This is a genomic window from Lentzea sp. HUAS12 (assembly GCF_024125735.1).
GTDB classification, from domain to species: domain Bacteria; phylum Actinomycetota; class Actinomycetes; order Mycobacteriales; family Pseudonocardiaceae; genus Lentzea; species Lentzea albida.
Window position 1 is genome coordinate 8,467,628 of the sequence record NZ_CP099738.1, and the last position, 24,741, is coordinate 8,492,368.

At 69.3% G+C, this 24,741-nt stretch carries 21 protein-coding genes and 2 tRNA genes; 16 read left to right on the top strand and 7 right to left on the bottom strand.

Annotation, left to right across the window (positions count from 1 at the left end):
- The first annotated feature begins 31 nt into the window (after positions 1 to 31).
- From ND450_RS39690 to ND450_RS39715, 6 genes are all read left to right on the top strand, one after another.
- Positions 32 to 1,054 carry an iron ABC transporter permease gene (locus ND450_RS39690; RefSeq protein WP_253323216.1) on the top strand — a complete coding sequence of 341 codons (1,023 nt, stop codon included), beginning with the start codon at positions 32 to 34 and terminating at the stop codon, positions 1,052 to 1,054.
- A complete protein-coding gene (locus ND450_RS39695; RefSeq protein ID WP_253323217.1) occupies positions 1,054 to 1,794 on the top strand; it encodes an ABC transporter ATP-binding protein in 741 nt (246 codons plus the stop codon). Before ND450_RS39690 ends, ND450_RS39695 begins: the two co-directional genes overlap by 1 nt.
- Positions 1,791 to 2,771 carry an ABC transporter substrate-binding protein gene (locus ND450_RS39700; protein ID WP_253323218.1) on the top strand — a complete coding sequence of 327 codons (981 nt, stop codon included), beginning with the start codon at positions 1,791 to 1,793 and terminating at the stop codon, positions 2,769 to 2,771. The genes ND450_RS39695 and ND450_RS39700 overlap by 4 nt, the downstream gene beginning before the upstream one ends.
- Before the next feature lie 277 nt (positions 2,772 to 3,048).
- Positions 3,049 to 4,632 carry a citramalate synthase gene (gene cimA / locus ND450_RS39705; RefSeq protein WP_253323219.1) on the top strand — a complete coding sequence of 528 codons (1,584 nt, stop codon included), beginning with the start codon at positions 3,049 to 3,051 and terminating at the stop codon, positions 4,630 to 4,632.
- Positions 4,633 to 4,649: 17 nt separating this feature from the next.
- Positions 4,650 to 5,408 carry a fumarylacetoacetate hydrolase family protein gene (locus ND450_RS39710; protein WP_253323220.1) on the top strand — a complete coding sequence of 253 codons (759 nt, stop codon included), beginning with the start codon at positions 4,650 to 4,652 and terminating at the stop codon, positions 5,406 to 5,408.
- Positions 5,409 to 5,475: 67 nt separating this feature from the next.
- The gene (locus ND450_RS39715; protein ID WP_253323221.1) at positions 5,476 to 6,135 is read left to right on the top strand and encodes a response regulator transcription factor; all 660 of its coding nucleotides are present in this window, start codon (positions 5,476 to 5,478) and stop codon (positions 6,133 to 6,135) included.
- Here ND450_RS39715 and ND450_RS39720 read toward each other — a convergent pair.
- Positions 6,125 to 7,381 carry an FAD-dependent oxidoreductase gene (locus ND450_RS39720; protein ID WP_253323222.1) on the bottom strand — a complete coding sequence of 419 codons (1,257 nt, stop codon included), beginning with the start codon at positions 7,379 to 7,381 and terminating at the stop codon, positions 6,125 to 6,127. The genes ND450_RS39715 and ND450_RS39720 overlap by 11 nt on opposite strands.
- Before the next feature lie 436 nt (positions 7,382 to 7,817).
- On the opposite strand from ND450_RS39720, the gene ND450_RS39725 reads away from it, so the two are divergent.
- From ND450_RS39725 to ND450_RS39735, 3 genes are all read left to right on the top strand, one after another.
- Entirely contained in the window at positions 7,818 to 8,501 is a 684-nt protein-coding gene (locus ND450_RS39725) for an HAD family hydrolase (RefSeq protein ID WP_089925635.1), read from the top strand.
- A gap of 151 nt (positions 8,502 to 8,652) precedes the next feature.
- Positions 8,653 to 8,724: transfer RNA gene (locus ND450_RS39730), tRNA-Gln, on the top strand.
- Between the two features lie 142 nt (positions 8,725 to 8,866).
- Positions 8,867 to 8,939, top strand: a tRNA-Glu gene (locus ND450_RS39735).
- 911 nt (positions 8,940 to 9,850) lie between these two features.
- Here the strand turns inward: ND450_RS39735 and ND450_RS39740 are convergent.
- Complete coding sequence (locus tag ND450_RS39740; protein ID WP_177230133.1) at positions 9,851 to 10,552, bottom strand: IclR family transcriptional regulator; 702 nt, start codon at positions 10,550 to 10,552, stop codon at positions 9,851 to 9,853.
- 73 nt (positions 10,553 to 10,625) lie between these two features.
- Between ND450_RS39740 and leuC the strand changes: the two genes are divergently transcribed.
- From leuC to ND450_RS39755, 3 genes are all read left to right on the top strand, one after another.
- On the top strand, positions 10,626 to 12,032 hold the full coding sequence (gene leuC, locus ND450_RS39745) for a 3-isopropylmalate dehydratase large subunit (RefSeq protein ID WP_253323223.1): 1,407 nt from the start codon (positions 10,626 to 10,628) through the stop codon (positions 12,030 to 12,032).
- Between the two features lie 2 nt (positions 12,033 to 12,034).
- A complete protein-coding gene (gene leuD / locus ND450_RS39750; RefSeq protein WP_253323224.1) occupies positions 12,035 to 12,637 on the top strand; it encodes a 3-isopropylmalate dehydratase small subunit in 603 nt (200 codons plus the stop codon).
- Between the two features lie 185 nt (positions 12,638 to 12,822).
- On the top strand, positions 12,823 to 13,512 hold the full coding sequence (locus tag ND450_RS39755) for an HU family DNA-binding protein (protein WP_089925644.1): 690 nt from the start codon (positions 12,823 to 12,825) through the stop codon (positions 13,510 to 13,512).
- Positions 13,513 to 13,815: 303 nt separating this feature from the next.
- On the opposite strand, the gene ND450_RS39760 is transcribed toward ND450_RS39755, so the two are convergent.
- Both ND450_RS39760 and ND450_RS39765 read right to left on the bottom strand, forming a co-directional pair.
- Positions 13,816 to 14,733 (bottom strand): NUDIX hydrolase, encoded by a 918-nt coding sequence (locus tag ND450_RS39760; protein ID WP_253328113.1) that lies wholly within the window; start codon positions 14,731 to 14,733, stop codon positions 13,816 to 13,818.
- Complete coding sequence (locus ND450_RS39765; protein ID WP_253323225.1) at positions 14,733 to 17,027, bottom strand: RNA degradosome polyphosphate kinase; 2,295 nt, start codon at positions 17,025 to 17,027, stop codon at positions 14,733 to 14,735. Before ND450_RS39765 ends, ND450_RS39760 begins: the two co-directional genes overlap by 1 nt.
- A gap of 340 nt (positions 17,028 to 17,367) precedes the next feature.
- Between ND450_RS39765 and ND450_RS39770 the strand changes: the two genes are divergently transcribed.
- Positions 17,368 to 18,900, top strand: coding sequence for an LVIVD repeat-containing protein (locus ND450_RS39770; protein WP_253323226.1), 1,533 nt, complete (start codon positions 17,368 to 17,370; stop codon positions 18,898 to 18,900).
- On the opposite strand, the gene ND450_RS39775 is transcribed toward ND450_RS39770, so the two are convergent.
- From ND450_RS39775 to cofC, 3 genes are all read right to left on the bottom strand, one after another.
- The gene (locus tag ND450_RS39775) at positions 18,822 to 19,988 is read right to left on the bottom strand and encodes an acyltransferase (protein ID WP_253323227.1); all 1,167 of its coding nucleotides are present in this window, start codon (positions 19,986 to 19,988) and stop codon (positions 18,822 to 18,824) included. The genes ND450_RS39770 and ND450_RS39775 overlap by 79 nt on opposite strands.
- 172 nt (positions 19,989 to 20,160) lie before the next feature.
- The gene (locus ND450_RS39780) at positions 20,161 to 21,135 is read right to left on the bottom strand and encodes a hypothetical protein (protein ID WP_253323228.1); all 975 of its coding nucleotides are present in this window, start codon (positions 21,133 to 21,135) and stop codon (positions 20,161 to 20,163) included.
- A 44-nt stretch (positions 21,136 to 21,179) separates the two neighbouring features.
- Positions 21,180 to 21,791, bottom strand: coding sequence for a 2-phospho-L-lactate guanylyltransferase (gene cofC, locus ND450_RS39785; RefSeq protein WP_253323229.1), 612 nt, complete (start codon positions 21,789 to 21,791; stop codon positions 21,180 to 21,182).
- A 147-nt stretch (positions 21,792 to 21,938) separates the two neighbouring features.
- On the opposite strand from cofC, the gene ND450_RS39790 reads away from it, so the two are divergent.
- From ND450_RS39790 to ND450_RS39800, 3 genes are read left to right on the top strand one after another with little or no spacing between them, the layout of a single operon-like run.
- Positions 21,939 to 22,586 carry a 1-acyl-sn-glycerol-3-phosphate acyltransferase gene (locus ND450_RS39790; protein WP_089925764.1) on the top strand — a complete coding sequence of 216 codons (648 nt, stop codon included), beginning with the start codon at positions 21,939 to 21,941 and terminating at the stop codon, positions 22,584 to 22,586.
- A gap of 3 nt (positions 22,587 to 22,589) precedes the next feature.
- Positions 22,590 to 23,600 carry an NAD(P)H-dependent glycerol-3-phosphate dehydrogenase gene (locus tag ND450_RS39795; protein ID WP_089925662.1) on the top strand — a complete coding sequence of 337 codons (1,011 nt, stop codon included), beginning with the start codon at positions 22,590 to 22,592 and terminating at the stop codon, positions 23,598 to 23,600.
- Positions 23,597 to 24,667: a cystathionine gamma-lyase gene (locus tag ND450_RS39800; protein ID WP_253323230.1), complete on the top strand. Its 1,071-nt coding sequence runs from the start codon at positions 23,597 to 23,599 to the stop codon at positions 24,665 to 24,667. Before ND450_RS39795 ends, ND450_RS39800 begins: the two co-directional genes overlap by 4 nt.
- Positions 24,668 to 24,741: the final 74 nt, after the last annotated feature.

The window sequence follows — 24,741 nt, forward strand, 5'->3', positions numbered from 1 at the left end:
ACTCCTGCCGTGGACTGCGGGAAGGGCATCAGTGATCTCCAAGATCAGCGCGCTCGTCGGCGTGCTCGTCGTCAGCATCGTCGCGGGTGTGGCCCTCGGGCCCGTCTCCGTTCCGTTCGGCGTGACGCTCGACCTGTTGTGGGCGGCGTTGAGCGGCGGCACCGTGCCCGCCGACCTCGCCGGGCAGTACCACATCGTCTGGGACATCCGGTTGCCCCGAGTCCTGCTCGCCGCGGTCGTCGGCGCGGGCCTGAGCGCGGTCGGGGTGGCGATCCAGGCGATGGTCCGCAACGCCCTGGCCGACCCGTACGTGCTCGGCATCTCCTCAGGCGCGAGCGTGGGCGCGACGGCCGTGGCGACGATGGGCGTCCTGTCCGGCCTCGGCGTCTACGCGCTGTCGGTCGGCGCGTTCGTCACCGGTCTCGGCGCCACGGCCCTGGTCTACATCACCGCACGCACGAGCCGAGGGCTCACACCGTTGCGGCTGGTCCTGACCGGAACCGCACTGGCGTACGGGTTCTCCGCCGTGGCGATGCTGCTGGTGTTCCAGGCACCGCACGGCGAGGCGGCGCGGTCGGCCATGTTCTGGTTGCTCGGCAGCCTGGGCGGCGCGACCTGGACCGCGTTGCCGATCGCCGCCGTCGTGACGGTGCTGGGCATCGCCTACCTGATGACCAGGGCCCGGCAGCTGAACGCGCTCGCGATGGGGGACGAGACCGCGACGACGCTCGGCGTGCCGGTCAACCGGTTCCGCACGCACCTCTTCGTCGTCACCGCCGGCATCACCGGCGTGCTCGTGGCGGTCAGCGGCGCGGTGGGGTTCGTCGGGCTGATGCTGCCGCACCTCACCCGCATGGTCGTGGGCGCGGACCACCGCAAGGTCCTCCCGCTCGCCCCCCTCGCCGGAGCGTCGTTCCTGGTCTGGGTCGACGTGGCGGCGCGGATGCTCGCGGCGCCCGAGGAGCTCCCGCTCGGCGTCATCACGGCCGCGATCGGCGTGCCGTGCTTCATCTTCCTCATGCGCCGCAAGAGCTACGTGTTCGGAGGACGTTGATGCGCGTCGACATCGAGCAGGTCACCGTCCGCGGCATCATCGCGGACATCACGCTGCACGCCGAGGACGAGGTCGTCGGCATCGTCGGCCCGAACGGCAGCGGCAAGTCCACGACGCTGCGTTGCGTCTACCGCGCCCTGAAACCGGACTCGGGTGCGGTGCTCGTCGGCGGCGTCGGAGTCCACAAGCGACAGCACATCGCCCGCGACCTCGCCGCCCTGTCGCAGGAGTCGCAGGTCGAGTTCGACTTCACGGTCGCCGAGGTCGTCGAGATGGCCCGCCTGCCGCACGAACGCGACCCCGCCCGCGACCGCCGCGTGGTGGCCGAGGCACTGGACACAGTGGACGTCGCACACCTGGCCTCCCGCAGCTTCCTGAGCCTCTCGGGCGGCGAACGCCAGCGCGTGCTCATCGCCCGCGCGATCGCCCAGGAACCCCGCGTCCTCGTGCTGGACGAGCCCACCAACCACCTCGACATCCGCCACCAGCTCGAGGTGCTCGCGTTGGCGCGGAGCCTGGGCGTCACCGTGCTCACCGTACTGCACGACCTGAACCTCGCCGCGTCCTACTGCGACCGCCTGCACGTGCTCGACGAGGGGCGCCTGGTCGCCTCCGGCACACCGTCGGAAGTCCTCGTTCCGGAGCTGATCGCCAAGGTTTTCCACGTGAGCGCGCACGTAGTGCGGCACCCGACAACAGGAGTGCCCCAGCTCCTGTTCGACCAGGAGGTCACCCCTTGAGAATCGCACTAGTCACAGCCGCCCTGCTGCTCGTCTCCGGCTGTGGCGCCACGGTCGCGAATGACCCCTCCGCGTCCGACCCGGTGACCGTCACGAACTGCGGCCGGCAGGTCACCTTCGACCGCGTGCCGTCCAAAGTGGTCACCAACGACACCGGCATCACCGAGATGATGTTCGCGCTGGGCCTGAAGGACCGCATGGCGGGCTACGTGGTCAACGGCCTCAAGACGGTGGACGTGCAGAGCTCGCCGTGGAAGGCCGACTTCGAGAGCTCGAAGCACCTGGCCGACAAGATCTCCAAGGAGGTCGTCCAGGGCGCCAACGCGGATCTCGTTTTCGCCGGCTGGAACTACGGCTTCAGCGAGAGCACCGGCTTCACCCCGGACGCGCTGAAGGAGCTCGGCATCGGCACGTACCTCCTGACCGAGGCGTGCCGCAACGGCGTGGGCAAGCAGCGCGGCATCATGCCGGCGCTGGACGCGCTGTACACGGACCTGCGCAACCTCGGGAAGATCTTCCGCGTCGAGGCCGAGGCGGAGGAGCTGATCAAGGGATACGAGGAGCAGATCGCTGCCGCCGGGCGGTTGATGGCGGGCAAGCCGCGGCCGAAGGTGTTCCTGTACGACAGCGGGCAGGACCAGCCGTTCACGTCCGGCAAGAACGCGGCACCGCAGGACGTGATCTCGAAGGCCGGTGGGGACAACATCTTCGGGGACCTGAACGACAGCTGGACCACCGTGAACTGGGAGGCGGTGGTGCAGCGGAACCCGGACGTCGTGCTGATCGTGGATTACGCGGACGGTGAGGCGAACACGCCTGAGGAGAAGCAGCGGTTCCTGGAGGGGTACGCGCCGCTGGCCAACTCGCCTGCTGTTCGGGGGAAGCGGTTCTTCTCACTGCCTTATGCGGCGTTGGTGGAGGGGCCTCGGAACGCTGCCTCGATCGAGGCGTTCGCGAAGTTCCTGGCCGGGGCCTGAGAGCGTCCGGAACGGGCGCCGGCCGGTCCTCGCGGACGGACCGGCGCCCGTTCCGCTCCGCCGTCACAGGCGTGAACCCGTGACCAGATAGTGGGAGATTTCCTCCCGTCGCTTGGTACGCCACCAAGACCTGTGGCAGCATCGCCGACATGGCTCAGTTCACCGCCATCATTATTGACGAGCGCGTCGGGTAGTTGCCGCCCCTGGCACCCGACGCGCAGACCTCTCGCATCCCGCGGGGGGTCTTTTTGTTTGTCCTGATGAGGAGATGACCCCGATGGCCGGCCCTTCCGACGAGTTCCACGTCTACGACACGACGTTGCGCGACGGCGCACAGCGTGAGGGCATTTCGTACTCCGTCACGGACAAGCTCGCCGTCGCGCGGCTGCTGGACGGGCTCGGCGTCGGGTTCATCGAGGGCGGCTGGCCCGGCGCGCTGCCCAAGGACACGGAGTTCTTCGCGCGGGCCGCGGCCGGTGATCTGGAACTGAAGCACGCCAAGCTGGTCGCGTTCGGGGCGACGCGCAAGGCCGGGGTCAAGGTCGAGGAGGACCCGCAGGTCAAGGCGCTGCTGGACTCGCAGGCGCCGGTGGTGACGCTGGTGGCCAAGTCGGACCTGCGGCACATCGAGCGGGCGTTGCGGACGGACACCGACGAGAACCTGAAGATGGTGTACGACACCGTGCGCTACCTGAAGGACCACGGCAGGCGTGTGTTCCTCGACGCCGAGCACTTCTTCGACGGGTACGCGTTCTCCCCGGACACCAGCCTGAGGGTGCTGGAGTCCGCTGTGGAGGGTGGCGCGGACGTCGTTGTGCTGTGCGACACCAACGGCGGGCAGCTGCCGCTCGGCCTCGCCGGTACGGTCGCGGAGATCGTCGAGAAGACGGGCTTCCGCGTCGGAATCCACTGCCAGGACGACACGTCCTGCGCGGTGGCGAACACCCTCGCGGCCGTTCAGGCCGGAGCGACGCACGTTCAGTGCACCGCCAATGGATATGGCGAGCGAGCAGGCAATGCGGACCTGTTCGCCGTCGTGGGAAACCTCGTGACCAAACTCGGCATGGAGGTGCTCCCGACCGGGGCACTGGCCGAGCTCACCCGTGTCTCCCATGCGTTGGCCGAGATCGCGAACATCGCACCCGACACCCACCAGGCTTATGTCGGGTCGTCAGCATTCGCCCACAAGGCGGGTCTGCACGCGAGCGCGATCAAGGTGGATCCGGAGCTGTACAACCACATCGATCCGGACATCGTCGGCAACGACATGCGGGTGCTGGTCACCGAGATGGCCGGTCGGGCGAGCATCGAACTCAAGGGACGTGAGTTCGGGCTCGACCTGGCCGGCCGGTCAACCGAGGTCGGGAGCGCTCTCAAGCGCGTGAAGGAGCTGGAGGCGAAGGGGTGGTCGTTCGAGGCCGCCGACGCCTCGATGGAACTCCTGCTGCGCGACGAGCTGTCCCAACTGGACACTCCGCCGTTCTCGCTCGAGTCCTACCGGGTGGTGCTCGACCACCGGTCGGACGGCGAGATCGTGTCCGAGGCCACGGTCAAGGTGCACGTGGCGGGGGAGCGGGTCATCGCCACCGCCGAGGGCAACGGGCCCGTGCACGCCCTGGACGCGGCGCTGCGCAAGGCGTTGGTGCCGCACCTGTCCTGGTTGGACACCGTCGAACTGGCCGACTACAAGGTGCGCATCCTCACCGAGCACCCCGGCACGGACGCGGTGACGCGCGTGCTCGTGGAGTCCACGGACGGTGAGCGCGAGTGGACGACGGTCGGCGTGCACGGGAACATCGTCGAGGCGAGCTGGCTCGCCCTGTGCGACGCGCTCGTGCACAAGTCGATGCGCTCCAGCTGACCTCGTAAGCTGGGGTCGTGCGCATTGCCCGAATTGCTCATCCCGCAGGTGTGGCTTTCGTCGAGGTCCAGGGCGACGAAGCCGCAGAGATCGCCGAACACCCCTTCGGCACGCCCACGTTCACCGGCCGCAAGTGGCCGCTGGCCGACGTGCGGCTGCTCGCGCCCATCCTGCCGACCAAGATCATCGGCGTGGGGCGGAACTACGCGGACCACGCGAAGGAGCTCGGCAACGAGGTCCCCGCGGAGCCGTTGCTGTTCTTCAAGCCCAACACGTCGGTGATCGGCCCGAACGTGGAGATCAAGCTCCCGGCCGTGTCCGAGCGCGTCGACTTCGAGGGCGAGGTGGCCGTCATCATCGGCCAGCCGTGCCGCGACGTGCCGCGGGCCAAGGCCACCAGCGTGATCATGGGTTACACGATCGCCAACGACGTGACGGCGCGCGACCTGCAGAAGAAGGACGTGCAGTTCACGCGTGCCAAGGGTTTTGACACGTTCTGCCCGCTGGGTCCGTTCATCGAGACCCAGTTCGACCCGTCGGACGTGCGCGTCGTCACCGAGGTCGACGGTGAGGTCAAACAAGACGGACGTACTTCGTTGATGGTGCACGACATTCCGTCACTCGTGGAGTACGTGTCGGGAATCATGACGCTGTTGCCGGGCGACCTGATCCTGACCGGCACCCCGGCCGGTGTCGGGCCGCTGACGGCCGGACAGACGGTGTCCGTGACTGTGGACGGCCTCGGCACGCTCACCAATCCGGTCGCAAATAGGTAGCCGTACGGAGCAATCCGGCACCTGGCGGCTTACGCACCCGGGTACCCGCGAGTAACTTCCCGGTGTCATGACGGACCAGGCGTCCACCCGTGTGTTGCTGGTCGACGGTTCGCAGCTCATCACCGAAGGGCTGCGGATCTCGCTGCACCGCACGCACTGCTTCCGCGTTGTGGGTATCGCTCACACCGTGGCCGACGCTGCGCGCAGTCTGCGCGGCACGCTGGTGGACCTGGTCGTCACGGACTTCGACGTGCCGGGCGCCGGGCCGCTGCGCACCGTGCGGGACACGGCGCAGTACCGGCCGGGCGCCCGAGTCGTCGTGTTGTCCAATGCGGACAGTCCGAGCTGGGCCCGCGCGGCGCTCGACGCCGGCGCGGTGGCCTACCTGCTGAAGACGTCTCCGGTGGCCGAGTTGCTGCCGTTGATCGTGGCCGCCGTGCGCGGTGCTCCCGCCACGATCGACGCGCGGGTGGGGTCGCTGGCGCGTCTGCCTGCGCGGATGCCCCCGCCTGCCGCGCTCGGCCGGCTGTCGGCGCGCGAGTTCGACGTGCTGGCCGAGATGGCGAAGGGCATGGACAACGCGCGCATCGCCCAGCGGCTCTTCATCAGCAACGACACCGTGAAGACCCACGTGAAGGCGATCCTGCGCAAGCTGGGCGCTCGTGACCGCGCCCACGCCGTGGCGATGGTGCTCGGCGAGTCCGCCGAGGCGTTCGTCACGACCTGACGATGGTCTGCGGGTCCCTCCGCGCGAAGTCGGGCGCGTGCTCGGGGCGCGGGCCGATCGCGATCACGTAGGCCGGAACCGCCTGCAGGAACGGCAGCTTCTGCGCGAGCTTGAGCGGCAGCGGCACGCCCGTGCTGGAGACCGTCTCGGTGCTGTTGAGCTTGCGCCCGAGGAACATCCGGTGGACCACCCGCTGCACGGTCTGGATCAGCACGGTCGGGAAGAGCCTGCGCCCGCGCACCTTCGCGAGCACCGCGGGCGTGACCCGGCCCTCCCGCAACGGCTTCGCCAGCAGCGTCGCCGCCGCGACCGCGTCCTGCACGGCCAGGTTGATGCCCACCCCGCCGACCGGCGACATCGCGTGCGCCGCGTCACCGATGCACAACAGCCCGTCGACGTGCCACTGGCGCAACCGGTCCAGCTTCACGTCGAGCAGCTTCACCTCGTCGAGGTCCTCGAGGTGGCCGACCCTGTCCGCGAGCCACGGGACGAGCGTGACGACGCGGTCGCGGAACTTCTCGACGCCCTCGGCGCGCACCGCCTGGTCCGTCCCCTTGCGAATGAGGAACGCGCACTGGAAGTACTCGCCGCGTGGAATGAGGACGAGCCCGCTGCCGGAGCTGAACCTGCCTGCGCCGCCCTTCACGTCGTCACTCTTCCTGCGCGGCAAGCGGAACCACCACACGTCCATCGGCGCGCCGAAGCTGTAGACCGGGAGTTCCGCGGCCGCGCGCAGGATCGAACTCCGCCCGTCCGCCGCGACGACCAGGTCGGCCGCGAACTCACCCTCGTGCCCGTCGACGCGGTCCCGGTACTTCACGCCCGTGACCCTGCTGCCGCTCTTGGTGATCTCGGTGACCTCGGTGTTCATCCGCAGCGTGAACGCCGGCTCCGCCCTGCCCGCGTCCGCCAGCAGGTCGAGGAAGTCCCACTGCGGCACCATCGCGATGCGCTTGTTCGGGCCGGGAAGTCGCGACAGGTCGGCGATCGTGGCCTTGGCGCCGCCGTCGAGCAGCGCCTCGATCTTGTCGACGTCCTGGTGCGGTACCTGCGCGAAAGCCGGACCGAGCCCCAGTTCGTCCAGCAGCGTAAGAGTTGACGCGTGCACCGTGTCGCCGCGGAAGTCGCGCAGGAAGTCGCCGTGCTTCTCCAGCACCGTGACCTCGACGCCACCGCGCGCCAGCAGCAGCCCCAGCACCATCCCGGCAGGCCCGCCGCCGACGACGAGACAGGTTGTCCTCTCCATGGTGATCCCCTCTTTTCAACTCATGTTGAATTAAGGTCAGCATGCTCCTGATCGCCCAGTGCGTCAAGCTGTGTTCGCGGTGGCGTGGCTCTCGTACCGAGCTTGGTCCACTGTGGACTGTCTGGTGGGCCAGGCCTCGAAAAGGTTGCGGCTGGTGCGAAATGTCGTTGTGCGAGCTACGGTGTCGCGCCCGCGGAACGGCCGGCTGGAGCGGCGCTCGTCACGTAGTCGAACAACACTCGACCGGGTGATTGCATTCGGCGCTCGGACCAGTCTGACTGGTTCGTTCGGGGCCTCAAGGTCGGCTTGATCGTGCAAGGACCTATAGGAATCACCTCGTTAGCCGAATCGGACGAGGGCCCCTCGCACCTAACCTTCCGGGGTGACAACTGCGTCCCCGACTTTCACGCGTAAGAGAACCGGCGAGATCCGCGCTGTGTGCCTGGACGTCGACGACACACTTGTCGACTACAGCTCTTCTTCGCGAGCCGCGTTGGCCTCGATGGTCGGTAACGCCGACGCCTGGTCGTTGTGGCAGCGGATCACCGACGACCACGTCTCCCGCCAGCTCGCCGGCGAGCTGCAGTACGAGCAGATGCGCAACATCCGCACCCAGGCGTTCTTCGCCGCACTCGGCGAGGACCTCTCCCTCGGCGAGGCCACCCGCCGCGAGCTGGGCCGCCAGGAGGTCCTGTCGTCGAGCTGGTGCCTGTTCCCGGACGCCATCCCGATGCTCGACTGGCTGCGCGCCACGGGCCTCCCGATCGCCGCGATCAGCAACGCGTCGGGCCGCCACCAGCGCATGAAGATCGCCCAGCTCGGCCTCGCCGAGTACTTCGACGCCGTGCTCATCGCCGGAGAGGTGGGCTGCGCCAAGCCGGACCGCGTGATCTTCCACACCGCGTGCCTCGCCCTGGGCGTACCGCCCGGCGACACCGTCCACGTGGGCGACCGCCTGCACGCCGACGCCATCGGCGCGCGCGACGCGGGAATGCACGGCGTCTGGATCAATCGCGTGGGCCCGACCGGCGGCACGCTGCCCGCGGGCCTGTCGTCCATCGAGACCCTGGCGGAACTGCCGGAGCTCCTCGTGTGCGAGCTCTCCACGGCCCACGCCTGAGATGAGCCTGGAGACCGGCCCTCACCTGCGCGTTTGCGCTTAGGTGGGGGCCGATTTCACTTCTGGCGGGGACGTGGTCTAGTATTTCTCACGGCAGCAACGAGGACCTCGGAACTCCCTGCGGGACAACGAAGTCGATCGTGAAAGCCAATGGGGTATGGTGTAATTGGCAGCACGACTGATTCTGGTTCAGTTAGTCTAGGTTCGAGTCCTGGTACCCCAGCTGCAACGGAAGAACTGCCCTCGGGTAAGCTCCCGGAGCTGCTGAAAATGCAAGACCCGCAGTGAGCAAGAAAAGAACTGAATAGCCGGATTTGGACCGGACAGAGAGATCTGATAAGGTTCACTCCAGCAAGAAGTTCTAGGGCCCCGTCGTCTAGCGGCCTAGGACGCCGCCCTCTCAAGGCGGTAGCGAGGGTTCGAATCCCTTCGGGGCTACAGAGGTGTGAGAGGCCTGTCAGCGGAAAGCGCTGACAGGCCTCTTTCGCTTTGTCCTCCGGGGGCCGAGCCCCCAGACCCCCAGCCGGCGGGCTGCCGCCCCCGGACCCCCGGCGTGGGTTGTGCCCTTCGCTTCGATCGGTGGGGTGGGGCATTGTTGGGATCGCTTATGTGATGCTCGCCTCTTAGGGCATTTAAGCCTGCTTCGGCTTCGCCTCCGCGGCCCCAATCTTTGTGGCGCCGGTCTCGCTTTTGTTGGGCTTCCGCTGCGGCCTTCTTTTGCTCGGCCATCCCGTCGCGCTCTCACGCAACGCGCCCCGGCCACGCCGGATTTCGCTCCGCCTCCTTCCTGCTCCGCTCGCTGTTGGGTCGCGCGCCTCGCCCTGCATCACTCCCTGGCTCGCTCGCCCTGCCCAGCCCTCGTCCGGCCCGCCCTCCTGCCCGCTCGCCCTCCCGCTCTTTTCACTTCGCCTTCTCTCTGGCCCCGTCTTTCCAACTTCCCCGGCTCGGCCCGCTTCCGCCGCGCCTACGCCAACCCCAGCCCCCAGCGTCGCCCGTCCTGCCCGGGTCGCCCCGCCCGCCCGGCCTCCCCACCGCCCCTCACCCCTCATTCCTCCGCCCTCTGCGCCTCGCCGCACCCCCGCCTCGGCCTTGCCCCGGCCTGCCTTGCCCCGCCGCGCCTCACCCACCGCGCCTCACCCCAGCCCGCCAACTTCCTTCCGGCCCGGCCCGTCTCACCTCCATCTGCGGTGGCGTTCCGCCCCTCCGTTCGTCGCGACTCACCTCCCTCCCGGTGGTCACCTGTTGAGACGCGGGGTGCGTGTCGGGCCTGGGCGGGCGGCGTGTCGGGGCGGGAAAGCAGAACGGCCGCCCTCCCCGTGGGGAAGGCGGCCGGGTGTGGCGTTGGTGCTTTAGAGGCGGCTTTGCAGGGCCTCGGCTGCTGCCAGTAGGTCTGCTGCCCAGCGGGCGCCTGGGCGGCGGCCCATGCGGTCGATGGGGCCCGAGACTGAGACTGCTGCCACTACTGCGCCTGTGGAGTCGCGTACCGGAGCGGAGACCGAGGCGACGCCCGGCTCTCGTTCCGCCACGCTTTGTGCCCAGCCTCGGCGGCGCACTTCCAGGAGGGTGCGTTCGCCGTAGACGGCGTCTGCCAGGACGGCGCGTTGGGTGCCCGGGTCTGACCACGCGGCAAGGACTTTGGCGCCCGAGCCCGCTGTCATGGGGAGCCTCGCGCCGATGGGGACCGTGTCGCGCAGGCCCGATGGGGGCTCTGCCGAGGAGACGCAGACCCGTTGCATGCCGTCGCGGCGGTAGAGCTGCACGCTTTCGCCGGTGATGTCGCGCAGGCGTGGCAGGACCGAGGAAGCCGCGTCCAGCAACGGGTCCGTGGCGCCGCCGGCGAGTTCCGCGAGAGCGGCGCCGGGGCGCCAGCGGCCGTCGGAGCCTCGGCGCAGCAACCTGTGCACCTCCAGGCCTACGGCGAGGCGGTGCGCTGTCGCTCGGGGGAGGCCGGTGCGGTTGCACAACTCGGCCAAGCCACAAGGATCTTTTGCTACGGCGTTCAACACGGCCACTGCCTTGTCCAGCACGCCGATCCCGCTATGCTGTCCCACAAGCCGATACTAACTTCCCAAGCAGTGAGAAGTCCAGATCTGTCGGCGCGTCCATACTGTGGGAGATGTCGCGATGAGCCGCACGCTCGCGGAGAAGGTGTGGGAGGCACACGTTGTGCGCCACGGAAGTGGTGCGGAGCCGGACCTGCTCTACATCGACCTCCACCTGCTCCACGAAGTCACCAGCCCCCAGGCGTTCGACGGGCTCCGCCTTGCCAACCGCAAGCTGCGCAGGCCCGATCTGACGATCGCCACCGAGGATCACAACGTTCCGACCGTCGACATCGACAAGCCGATCGCCGACCTCGTGTCGCGCACGCAGGTCGAGACGCTCCGCCGCAACTGCGCGGAGTTCGGGGTGCGGCTGCACCCGATGGGCGACTTCGAGCAGGGCATCGTCCACGTCGTGGGCCCGCAGCTCGGCCTCACACAGCCCGGCATGACGGTGGTGTGCGGCGACAGCCACACGAGCACCCACGGTGCGTTCGGCGCGCTGGCGTTCGGCATCGGCACGTCCGAGGTGGAGCACGTGATGGCGACGCAGACGTTGCCCTTGCGCCCGTTCAAGACGATGGCCATCAACGTCACCGGCTCGCTCGGCGAGGGCGTCACGGCGAAGGACATCATCCTCGCGGTCATCGCGAAGATCGGCACCGGCGGCGGGCAGGGCTACGTGCTCGAGTACCGCGGCGAGGCCATCGAGGCGCTGTCGATGGAAGCGCGCATGACGGTCTGCAACATGTCGATCGAGGCGGGCGCCCGCGCGGGCATGATCGCACCGGACGACACGACTTTCGACTACATCTCGGGTCGCGACCACGCTCCGTCCGGCGCGGACTGGGACAGGGCCGTCGAGTACTGGAAGACGCTGCGCACCGACGACGACGCGACCTTCGACGCCGAGGTGACGATCGACGCCGACGAGCTCACGCCGTTCGTCACGTGGGGCACGAACCCCGGCCAGGGCCTGCCTCTGGGGGCGCACGTCCCCGACCCCGAGAAGATCGCGGACGAGAACGAGCGCGTGGCCGCCGAGAAGGCGCTGACGTACATGGGCCTCGAGCCCGGCACGCCGCTGCGCGACATCCGCGTGGACACGGTGTTCCTCGGCTCCTGCACCAACGGGCGCATCGAGGACCTGCGCGCCGCGGCGGACGTCATCAAGGGCAAGCACGTCGCTTCAGGAGTACGGATGCTGGTCGTCCCCGGTTCGATGCGGGTGCGCAAGCAGGCCGAGGACGAGGGCCTGGACAAGGTGTTCCTCGACGCGGGCGCCGAGTGGCGGCAGGCCGGCTGCTCTATGTGCCTTGGCATGAACCCGGATCAGCTCGCCCCCGGCGAGCGCAGCGCCTCGACCTCCAACCGCAACTTCGAGGGCAGGCAGGGCAAGGGCGGCAGGACGCACCTCGTGTCCCCGCTCGTCGCCGCCGCCACGGCCGTGCGCGGCACCCTGTCGGCCCCCGCAGACCTGGAGAACTGACCATGGAAGCCTTCACCACCCACACCGGTGTCGGTGTGCCGCTGCGCAGGTCCAACGTGGACACCGACCAGATCATCCCGGCCGTCTACCTCAAGCGCGTGACCCGCAGCGGGTTCGAGGACGGGCTCTTCGCCGCCTGGCGCGGTGACGAGCACTTCATCCTCAACCAGGAGCCCTTCAAGGCGGGCAGCGTCCTCGTCGCGGGCCCCGACTTCGGCACCGGGTCCTCTCGGGAACACGCCGTCTGGGCGTTGATGGACTACGGCTTCCGCGTCGTCGTCTCGTCCCGGTTCGCGGACATCTTCCGGGGCAACGCGGGCAAGCAGGGTCTCGTCGCGGCGCAGTGCAGCCAGTCCGATGTCGAGCTGCTGTGGAAACTGCTGGAGTCCGAGCCCGGCACGCCGGTCACCGTCGACCTCACCGACAAGACCGTTCGCGCCAAGGACTTGGTAGCCCCCTTCGAGATCGACGACTACACCCGCTGGCGCCTTCTCGAAGGCCTCGACGACATCGCTTTGACACTGCGCCACGAGGCCGAGATCAGCGATTTCGAGGGCAATCGCCAGACTTGGCTGCCCACAACGGATCCGCTTCCGGCGGTCTGAGAGGGGGCCGGATTCTCCCCTTGAGAGGGGCGAATCCGGCGCCTCCTGTCCCTCGAAGGGGCGCAATTAGCCACGCCACAACGAAAATTTTGGCGTGGCGATTGGTATTTCTCGCGATTTGGGCCTACCGTTGCGTTCTAGTCGGCCCGACGCTAGGGCCGTGAGCGTCCTGGGAGGGACTGAAGGTGAACAAGGCCCAGCTCATCGAGGCGCTCGCCGAGCGCCTGGGAGACAAGAAGACCGCGGGTGCTGCTGTTGACGGCATCGTTGATGTCATCGTGCGGAGCGTCAACAAGGGCGAGAAGGTCAACATCACGGGCTTCGGCGTCTTCGAGAAGCGTGCCCGTGCGGCTCGCACCGCGCGCAACCCGCGCACGGGCGAGACCGTGAAGGTCAAGAAGACCAACGTGCCCGCGTTCCGCCCCGGCTCGACGTTCAAGGACGTCATCAGCGGTGCGAAGAAGCTGCCGAAGGCCGTTGCCGCCAAGGCCGCCGCCAAGCCCGCCGCCGCTGCCGCCGCGAAGCCCGCGGCCACCAAGGCTCCGGCGACGAAGGCCGCGACGACCCGCGCGACCACGACGCGCACCCGCACGGCCGCGGCCGCCACCAAGGCGCCCGCGACCCGTCGCACCACCACCACGGCCGCCGCGACGAAGACCGCTGCTGCCAAGGCGCCCGCGAAGGCGACCGCCACCAAGGCCGCCGCCACCAAGACGGCTGCCGCGAAGGCTCCTGCCAAGCGCGCCACGGCCGCTGCCAAGCCGGCTGCTGCCAAGACGACGGCCGCCGCCAAGACGACCGCCGCTGCCAAGCCCGCCGCGAAGACCGCGGCTGCGAAGCCGGCTGCTCGCAAGACGGCTGCCAAGAAGAAGTGAGACGGGCCTCCTGAGGGGGGCTGCGTCACTTCAGAACCACGCGAAAGGCCCCGGTGTGCGCACACCGGGGCCTTCGTGTTCTTCCGTGGCTGCGGAGCAGCGGCGGCGAGTTCGCCGGGAAGTCGGACCCGTGGGGCCTGACACCGGTTTCGAACTCCGCTGCCTCCAATAGAAATAACGCTGCCGGACTCGGAACAATCCCCGGCACAAGCGAAACCGCCGCCTTCCCGGCCGATTTGGTTGCCAGAGGCGAACTTTCACCGGGGCCGGGGAGACGGCGGCGCAGAACGGCTGCGGAGAGCCTCAGGGACGGGGGAGTGCCGAGGCCAGGTAATGCGCCGACACCAGCGTTGGCCAGCGCGAAGGCGAGTCCGAAGTGGACCACGTGCCGAACGGCCTGGTGAAGGCCAGCACCCACGTGCTGCCCTTCTTGCAGGGGATCTCGTCGAGCCTCAGCCCGCCCATTTCGGCCAGCGACTGCACGACGGACGGGATCACGCCGCCCTGCGAGGAGACGACGGCACGGCCTTCGAGAGCGGCCACCTCCAGCAGGCGCACGAGACCGGCGTCCGGGTCGGGCCAGTAGCCCTCCTCCGACAGCCGGTGCTCCTGGACGATGTCCACGCCCAGGTCCTCCGCCACACCCCGCACGGTGTCCACACAACGCACCCTGGGCGCCGTGTGGACGCGCACGGGTGCCCACAGGGGCAGCAGGGCGCGCAGCGCCGCGGCCTGGCGCCAGCCGGCGTCCGAGAGCGGGCGCAGGTCATCGTCGTCGTCCCACTCGGAACGCTTCCCGGCCTTCGCGTGCCGCACCAGCAGGACCAGCAGCAGGTCCGCGGGCAGGCGGGCGAACTCGTCGAGCACCTCGCGGTCCGGTGCGTAGGTGAGCAGGGCCGACGCCTCGGTGACCGGCAGCCACCGCAGTTCGTCGACCTCCTCGTTGGCCGCGAAAGAACCGGAAACGGCTTCGGCGGCGTAGTAGTCGACGGTCTTCGGCACGCCCTTCACCGAATAGGAGACCTGGTTCAGGTGGCGGCCGAGAACGCACGAGAAGCCTGTTTCCTCCTCGATCTCGCGCACCGCGCAGGCGGGAATCGTCTCGCCCTGGTCGAGTTTGCCCTTCGGCAGGGACCAGTCGTCATAACGCTGGCGGTGCACGACCGCGACTTCGACGTTTCCGCCGGCATCACGCCAGAGCACCGCCCCAGCAGCTTTGATCACCCAAGAGCTCCGTGCTTGTGCAGCAGTTCCATCTGATGGTCCCGCACGGACGTGCCGTCCGAGGGCGAGGGTTCCCATTCTCCGTCAGAACGCAGCACCCAGCAGCGCGTGTGCGGGTCGAGGGCCGAGTCGAACATGTCGCCCAACTGCTTCATCAGGCGCGGGTCGGCGACCTTCACGGCCACCTCGACGCGGCGGTCCAGGTTGCGGTGCATCATGTCCGCGCTGCCGATCCAGTACTCGCCGGACGCGACGAAGTGGAAGACGCGCGAGTGCTCCAGGAACCGGCCGAGGATCGAGCGGACCCGGATGTTCTCCGACAGCCCCTTGATGCCCGGCTTCAGGCCGCAGATGCCGCGCACGACCACGTCCACGGGCACGCCCGCCTGCGACGCCCGGTACAGCGCGTCGATGACCTGCTCGTCGACGAGCGAGTTCACCTTGATGCGCACACCCGAGGGCTCACCGGCCTGCGCGCGCTCGATCTCGTCGTTGATCCGGTCCACGATGCCCTTGCGGACGCCGTAGGGGGCGACGAGGAGCGAGCGGTACTCGTCCTGGCGCGCGTAGCCCGTGAGGACGTTGAAGAGGTCCGTGAGGTCCGCGCCGATCGTCGGTTCGGCGGTGAGGATGCCGACGTCCTCGTAGAGCCGCGCGGTCTTCGGGTTGTAGTTGCCGGTGCCGATGTGGCAGTAGCGCCGGATCGTCGAACCCTCCTGGCGCACCACCAACGACGTCTTGCAGTGCGTCTTCAGGCCCACCAGGCCGTAGACGACGTGCACGCCCGCCTTCTCCAGCGTGCGCGCCCACTTGATGTTCGCCTGCTCGTCGAACCGCGCCTTGATCTCCACCAGCGCCACGACCTGCTTGCCGGCCTCGGCCGCGTCGATCAGCGCGTCCACGATGGGCGAGTCACCGGAGGTGCGGTACAGCGTCTGCTTGATGGCGAGCACGTGCGGGTCGGCCGCGGCCTGTTCGATGAAGCGCTGCACCGACGTGGAGAACGAGTCGTACGGGTGGTGCACGAGGACGTCGCCCTCGCGCAGCGTCGCGAACACGCTCTTCGGCGTCTCGCGCTCCCCGAACGCCGGGTGCGTCGCCGGCACGAACGCCGGGTCCTTCAACGTCTTGCGGTCGATGCCGTAGAGCTGCCACAGGCACGACAGGTCGAGCAGGCCGGGCACCGTCACGACGTCGTGCGGGTCGACGTCCATCTCCCGCAACAACAGTTCGAGCATGTGCTCGGTCATGTCGTCGGCGACCTCCAGGCGCACCGGGGGACCGAACCGGCGCCGCGCGAGCTCGCGTTCGAGCGCCTGCAACAGGTCCTCGTCGCGGTCCTCCTCGACCTCGAGGTCCGCGTTGCGCGTGACGCGGAACGCGTGGCACTCGATGACCTCCATGCCGGTGAACAGCTCGCCCAGGTGCGCGGCGATGAGTTCCTCCAGCGGCAGGAAGGTCGCGGACGAGGACGACCTGTCCGCCTCCACGCGAACCAGGCGCGGCACGTTGTCCGGCACCTTCACGCGGGCGAAGCGCTCGCCGCCGCCCTCGGGGTCCCGCACGGTCACGGCGAGGTTCAGCGACAGCCCCGAGATGTACGGGAACGGGTGGGCCGGGTCGACCGCGAGCGGTGTGAGGACGGGGAAGACCTGCTCGCTGAAGTAGTTGGAGAGCCTCAGCCGGTCGTAGTCCGTGAGGTCGCCCCACGTCACGATGCTGATCCGGTGCTCTTCCAGGCCGGGCCTGATGTGGTCGAGGAACGCGCGGGCGTGCTGCTCCACGAGTTCCTGCGAGCGCTTGGAGATCGCCACGAGCTGCTCGAGCGGCGTGAGCCCGTCCGCGCTGCGCACCGTGAGCCCGGTCTCCGCGCGCCGCTTCAGACCGGCGACCCGGACCATGTAGAACTCGTCGAGGTTCGAGGCGAAGATCGCGAGGAACTTCGCGCGCTCCAGCAACGGCTGCGAGGAGTCCTCGGCCAGGGCGAGCACACGGGCGTTGAAGTCCAACCAGGACAGTTCACGGTTGAAGTACCGGTCGTCCGGGAGGTCCGTGGGCAGCGGACTCGGCGTCACCGCGGGCGGGGCCGAGGGCACCCCTCGCATGGGAGCGGCGACCGGTTCCTGGGGTGGCTCCGCCTTCCTCCGCGGGTTGGACGCTCGCCTGGTCGCCGCTCGGGGCTGCCTCTTCGGCGTCGCCGCACGCGGGGTGGCCGCTGCCTTGCCGCCCGTCGAGCGGCGTCGGGAGGGGGTCGCCTTGCCGTCGTTGTCGTCCGTGCTCACGTCACGCATTGTGTCTCAGAATCGGCGCGGGCGCCCCCAACCAGAACGACCGTCTGGTGAACTCCTCGTCACAGAACAGGCATGCGAAGAGCCGTAACGGCTCCGTCAGGACTACGTTCGAGGGTCACCCGCTGGCCCGGACGCAGCATCCGCCAGCCACCCGCCGTGACGGCCTCCGCGCTCACGTCGACGAGGACGCCGTCATCTCGGAGGACGGTCGCGGAACCGTCGCTGTTAAAAGTAGACACAGTCGCCTGCACGGAGCAGCAGCCTAGTGCTGCGGCACGGGTGCCCGGCATCAGACGTTCGGGCCTACACGGTTCTCCGGGCGCACTGCCAGGGTCGATCCATGAAGGTTATTGCCACGATCACCGCGGCGACCCTGTTGGCCTTCACCACGGCAGGCCTGGCGTCGGCGGCTTCCGCCGAACCCACGACTCCGAAGGTGGACAAACCACGACTGCAGGCGGCGGCCAAGAACGTTCGCCTCAAAGCGTCCCTCCCCGGTACCGAACGAGCCATCTCGATCGCGTTCGCCCAGTACGGCAAGCGCGACGTGGCGTTCGTGAGCATGGAGACCGGGTTGAAGACGTTCGACGTCACCGATCTCGACACCCCCAAGCTCCTCGATCACCTCACGAAGGAGGAGATGGCGCTGCCGGGCGACGACCCGACCAAGCGTTTCTGGGAGAACGAGGACATCAACGTCGATCCGAAGCGCAAGCTCGCGTTCCTGGCGCGCGAGGTCAACTCGTTCGGCCGCGCGCTGCCCGGCGACCGCCCGACCGGCAACTACATCGTGTCCGCTGTGGACCCCGCCGACCTCAAGATCCTCAGCTTCCACAGGCAGAACACCGGTCACACCAGCACCTGCGTCAACGACTGCCAGTTCCTCTGGACGGCCGGGCTCGACCGGTCGGACGCCAGGACCGGGCGGATCTTCGTCACGGACATCCGCGATCCGAAGACGCCCAGGGAACTGCCGCACGACGTGGACGTCCGCGGCAGGGCGGGCGAAGGAAAGATCACGCACGACGTCCAGGTCGACGCCCAGGGCATCGCCTGGGTGGCGGGCGACGACGGCACCCGCGGCTACTGGACGCAGGGCTGGCACCGGGACCCGTTGACCGGCAAGTACCGCGAGGCCAAGGCGTGGGACCCCGTCCCGTACGCGGGCGGCGCGGTGCCGAAGGCCGACATGCCGACCTCGTTCACGCACAACTCGTTCCGGCCGGTCGGCCGCACGCTGCTCGACGGCCCGCTGCCCACGCGGGAGAACCCGCCGGGAAGCCTGCTCCTGCACACCGAAGAGGCGTTCGGCTCGCCCACCTGCAAGACCGAGGGCCGGTTCGTCATCTCGTCGTTGCAGGGCACGCACGGCGGTGAGGGCTGGGGCGAGACGCCCAAGGAGATGAAGACCGTCGGCATCTGGAGCCCCGACGACCAGGAGGGCACGATCCCCGGCGACGTCACGTGCTCCGCGCACTACTTCGACGTGCAGAAGAGGATCGTGGCCTACTCCTGGTACAACCAGGGCACCCGCTTCCTCGACATCTCCAACCCCGCCCGGCCGATCCAGATCGGGTACTGGCGGCCGGACACCGCGACCTCGTGGGCGCCGTACTGGCACCGCGGCACGGTGTTCGTGGCGGACATCTCGCGCGGCGTCGAGATCCTGCAGCTGGAGAGGGGTGCCTACGAGGCGCAGGCGAGCGGCACTCCCGTGACGCTCACCGCGCACCACGCGAGGGAACTGGCCAGGGAGAGCGACCGGGAACCCGTGCCGCTCGCCCCGAACCCGTTCTACGGCTGGGCCTGCCCGATGGTCGCGAGCCGCGACGACTCGGACTGCGGCGTCGGAGCCTGCGGCGCACCCTGCTGAGCCACGGCCGCCTTGACGGCGGCCTTCGCGCGCTGGCGGGTGACCACTCGGCGGCCGAGGCCGATCATCGGGATCTCCACGGTCGCGTAGAGGACACTCGCCAGCGCCAGCCCCGCCGCCGTGACCACCACGGACTGACCGAGGCCGGACAGGGCGGGCCAGAAGAACGCGATGATCGTCGCGGCGATCGTCTGCACCAGGTACAGCGAGTAGGACCGCTCGCCGACGAACTGCATCGGCTTCGTGGACAGGAACGTCGTCGCCGGTCCCGGTGCGACCATCGCGGTCAGCAGCACCGCCGTCGCGAGCGCGTACACCGGGATGACCAGGACGTGACCGGGCATTCCGCCGATCCCGTCCAGGAAGTCGGCGATCGGCTTCACGCTCAGGTGGACACCGGCGAACCCGATCGCGACGGCGACCTGCGCGACCCGGTTCGTGAGGGGGCGCAGCAACGCGAACCCGCGCGGGCTGTGCAACACGATCGCGAGCACGACACCGGTCAGGATCGAGAAGTAGTGCAACGGCCAGCCGGGGTTGCTGTGCTCCGTCGTGAAGTTCACGAGGACGAGCGCGAGCAGCATGCCGAGGGCGGCGGCACCGGCGCGGCGGCGCAGCACGACGGTGCCCAGCGCGATCGCCGCCAGGGGCCAGACCAGGTAGAACTTCTGCTCGATGCCCAGCGACCACGACTGCCCGTACGGGCTGGCGCCGGCGAACTCGTTGGTGAACGTGAGGAAGTACTTCAGCGCGGGGCCGATGCCGTTGCTGACGAACGTCCCGTAGAGCGCGGACGCCACGACCGTGACGAGCAGGACCACGAAGTACACGGGGAGGATCCGGAAGGCCCGGCGCAGGTAGAACTCACCGAGCGCGATGCGGCCCGTCCTGTGTTCCTCGCGCAGCATCAGCGTGGTGATCAGGAATCCGCTGAGGACGAAGAACATCTGGACGCCGACCCAGCCCTGGAGCCGGTCGGGACCGCCGTAGTGGAAGAAGACGACCAGTACCGCGGCGATGGCGCGCAGGCCGTCGAGTGCGGGAAAGCGGCGCAACGCCAGGTAGTCGGCGTGCGTCAATGAACTCATGCAGGTACACCTCAGGGCAACGCGTCGGGGAGACGACGTCGGGGGATGCGTCGTCTGGCGTAGGGGGATACGGATGTAAAGGTGCCGGGGTTCCCCTGCGCGTTGCCCAAACCAACATTTTCGTGGCGTTCGTCACTGAACCGCGGAGCGGGTGGGAACGAAGGGGAGCGCGTCAGCAGGCGGGCAACGCCGAGAGTTCCGCCAGCGGGGCCGCGGCCGCGACGCGCCACCCCTGCTGCGTCAACGCCCCGCCGTGCACCTCCAGCCAGTACGAGCCTTCGGTCGTGTGGACGGTCGCGCGGCTGCGGACATCTGTGATGTGCGAAGACCCCGACTGCCACGACACGAAGTCACCGCTGACCCGCGGGAACACGATGCCCTCGTTCTTCGGCGAGGTCCTGATCCCCGCCAGCTCACGCGGCTCTGTCCAGCCCTCGCGCCAGGCGTGCAGCTTCTCGCCCTGCGCCCACACGACCGTGCGCCCGTCGGACGCCACGCCGTCACCGGGTTTCGCGTCCTTCAACGGATCGGGCAGCGCGCCCTCGGCGCGGAACCTCCCGTCCTGCTGCCAGAGGACCGCGTCACCGAGGAAGACCGGCCTCTTGCCGGAGCCGACGACCCTGTCCTTCTTCTTCGCCAGGTCGTAGACGTGCACGCCGAGGCTGTCGGACCAGGCGGCCCTGCCGTTGTGCACCACGGCACCGCTGTCGCCGATCTGCACGGGCGCGCCGTCGTCGCGCGAGTCCCACGCGTAGGTCGTGGTGGTGTGGTCCGCCGGGCCCGGTGTCGTGGAGAAGGTGACCCAGCGGCCGTCGAACTCGACGCCGAAGAGCTGCCCGTTGTTCTGCACGGCCATCACCTGCTGCCGCTTGCCGTGGTCGTGCAGCACCAGTTCGGTGGTCCTGTTGCGCGTGGTCTTCACCAGCGTCGTGCCGGCGTCGGAGTCCGCCGCGACGACGACCACCTTCTCGTGCGAGCCGACCTCGGTCCTGTTGCGGGACAGCCGGTCCTTCCAGTCCTGGGGCAACGCCACCTGGCACGTGCCGAGGTTGCTCTCGGCCGTGTAGTCGGACGGACGGTCGATCGGATAGGCGGCGACACAGCCCGCGATGGCCGTGACAGCCGCCAGCGCGATGAGCGCTCGCATCAGTCTCCCAAGTCGTGATCACCCGGTAGACGTGTGGCGACGGCTCAGGTTGTCCAGGCGGGCAGGGCGTTCGCGGTGCGGGGGCCGAGGCCGAGCGCGTTCGCCAGCCGCAGGTCTTCTTCCGTGTCCACGTCGCAGCGCAGCGACGGCCACGGACCGAGCAGCGCGACGGCACCGGAGAGCCGGTGGTGCCCGGCCGACCCGACGCCGAACCTCGGGTCGAGCTCGCCGCCGGGGGCCGCGAGGAGCAGCGTCGTGCCCGTGCCCTGGCGGTCCGGGACGAACGCCCGGCGCCCGGCCGCGGCTTCCAGCGCGGCCTGCAGTTCGTAGGGCTTCAAAGCGGGCAGGTCGGCTTGCAGCGCGCCGATGCGGGACGAACGGAGCGTGCGCGCGCCGTGCCGCAGCGCCGCGTTGAGGCCGGGCTCGGCGGGCTCGGGGACCGACTCGACGCCCAGCGCGGCCATCTCGGACGCGACGGCCGGGTCGGATGTGATCGTCACCACGCGGCGGACGCCGGGGGTCGCGAGGGCCGCGCTCACCGTGTCGAGGGCGAGCGCGAGCGCCAGCGCCGCGTGTGACACCGGATCGCCGCCGGTCGCGCTGGTCAGCCTGGTCTTGGCCCGGTCGAGCGTCTTGACCGGGACCACTAGTTCCACTTCATCCCGCACCTCGTCATAGTCCACGATCCGGCGACTACTGTGCTCAGGGCGCAGGTGAGTGCAGGTCCGGGAGTGAGGAGAGGCCACGTGGCCAAGGAGAAGGGCGGCTTCTGGGTGGGGGTCGCGGCGGCGATCGTCTACCCCATGTCGTTCGTGCTGGGCAGGCACCGGATCCTGCACGGGGACCGGATCCCCCGCCAGGGCGCGGCGCTGCTGGTCATGAACCACATCTCGCACCTCGACCCGTGCTACGACGCCGTGTTCGTGCACCGCAACGACCGGGTCCCGCACTTCCTCGCGAAGCACAGCCTCTGGAACGTGCCGGTCATGGGCCGCATCCTCAAGGGCGCGAAGCAGATCCCGGTCTACCGGGGCACCACGGACGCCCAGCAGAGCCTGCGCGAGGCGCACAAGGCGCTGGCGACCGGCCAGGTCGTGGTGATCTACCCGGAGGGCACGATCACGAAGGACCCCGACGGCTGGCCCGCGAACTCGCGCACAGGCGTGGCCCGCCTCGCCCTGCAGCACGACGGCCCCGTGATCCCGGTCGCCCGCTGGGGCACCCTGGACCTCTACAACCACTACCAGAAGAAGTTCCGGCCGTTCCCGCGCAAGACGATCACACACCTCGTCGGGGAGCCGGTCGACCTCTCGGCCTACCGCGGCAAGGAGGAGACGCTCCCCCTGCTGCGCGAGGTCACCGACCTGCTGATGGGCGCGGTCAAGGCGAACCTGGCCGAGATCCGGCAGCAGGAGGCGCCAGAAGGCTTCTACGGACCGAGGAAGGCCTGAACCATGGCGATCGAACGTGTTGCGGTGCTCGGCTCCGGGTCGTGGGGGACGGCCTTCGCGAAGGTCGTCGCGGACTCCGGCCCCGAGGTCGTGCTGTGGGCGCGGCGCCAGGAGGTCGCCTCGGAGATCACCGGGACGCGCGTGAACTCCGGCTACCTGCCCGGCATCTCGCTGCCCGCCAACCTCTCGGCCACCTCCGACCCGGCCAAGGCGCTCGACGGCGCGGACGCGGTCGTCCTCGCCGTGCCGTCGCAGACGTTGCGGGCGAACCTGTCCGGCTGGAAGGACCTGCTGCCGCCGGACGCCACGCTCGTCTCGCTGTCCAAGGGCGTCGAGCTCGGCACGCTCAAGCGGATGAGCGAGGTGATCCGCGAGGTCGCCGGCGTCGACGAGTCGCAGGTCGCCGTGGTGTCCGGGCCGAACCTGGCCAAGGAGATCGCCGTCGGTCAGCCGACCGCGACGGTGATCGCGTGCACGGACCACGACCGCGCGGTCGACCTGCAGCACGCGTGCTCGAACTCGTACTTCCGCCCGTACACCAACACCGACGTCGTCGGCTGCGAGCTGGGCGGGGCGTGCAAGAACGTCATCGCGCTGGCGTGCGGCATGGCGGCGGGCATGGGGTACGGCGACAACACGATGGCCTCGATCATCACGCGCGGCCTGGCCGAGACGGCACGCCTGGGCGCGGCCCTGGGCGCCGACCCGCTGACGTTCGCGGGCCTCGCCGGGCTGGGCGATCTCGTGGCGACGTGCGCGTCGCCCTTGTCGCGCAACCGGTCCTTCGGTGAACGGCTCGGCAAGGGCGACACCCTCGCGCAGGCGCAGGAGGCCGCGCACGGGCAGGTCGCCGAAGGCGTGAAGTCGTGCTCGTCGATCCGCGAGCTGGCGAACGCGCACGGCGTCGACATGCCGATCACCGAAGGCGTCCACCAGGTGTGCCACGACGGCCTGAGCGTGCGCGACCTCGGTGCCGCTCTGCTCGGCCGCGACCGGAAGCACGAGCGCCAGTGAGCCCCGACGAACTCGGCGACGGCACGCGCGTCGTCCACGCGGTCCAGGGCGGCCCGGGCGACCCGTTCGGCGCGCAGCCCGTGTTCGCGTCCGCCTTCCACCTCGGCGGTCCGGACACCTACGCCCGTTCCGGCAACCCGACGTGGCGGTCCCTCGAAACGGCGCTGGGCTCGCTGGAGGGCGGTGAGTGCGTCGTCTTCCCGTCGGGGATGGCGGCGATCTCGACGCTGCTGCGGACCGTTCTGTCCACTGGGGACACCCTGGTCCTCCCGTCGGACGGGTACTTCCTCAGCCGGAAGTTCGTGTCCGAAATGGACGTGCGGGTCGTCGAGGCGCCCACGGCCGGGCCGTACCCGTCCTTCGACGGGGTGAAGCTGGTCCTGCTCGAAACGCCGTCGAACCCCGGCCTGGACGTCTGCGACATCGCGGAACTGGCCGCGCGGGCGCACGACGCGGGCGCGTTGCTGGCCGTGGACAACACGACCGCGACCCCGCTCGGGCAACGGCCGCTGGAGCTGGGCGCGGACGTCGTCGTGGCGTCGGACACCAAGGCGGTCGCGGGCCACAGCGACGTCCTCTTCGGACACGTCACCGCCGCGTCGCCGGAGCTGGCCACCCGGTTGCGCGACGCGCGGACGTTGAGCGGCGCGATCCCCGGTCCGTTCGAGACCTGGCTCGTGCTGCGCGGTCTCGGCACGCTCGACCTGCGGCTGGAACGGCAGGCGCGCAACGCCGCCGCGCTGTACGAGGCGTTGTCCGGCAAGGTCTCCGGGCTGCGCTGGCCGGGTGCCGAGCAGGACCCGGCCTACCTGCTGGCCGCGCAGCAGATGCGGCGGTTCAACGGGGTGCTGACGTTCGAGCTCTCCGACGCGGCCGCGGTCGAGGCGTTCATCGAGAAGTCCCTGTTCGTGTCGGCGGCGACGTCGTTCGGCGGCCTGCACTCGACGGCGGACCGGCGCGCGCAGTGGGGCGACCCGGTGCCGGAGGGCCTCGTGCGCTTCTCGGCCGGCTGCGAGGACACGCGCGACCTGGTCGCGGACGTGTCCCACGCCTTGGGACTGGATTGACGGGGGGTCCCGTTTTCGGGACCCTTCCCGGCATGTCCTTCAACACGTGTTGCTGTTGTACCTGGCGATAGTCC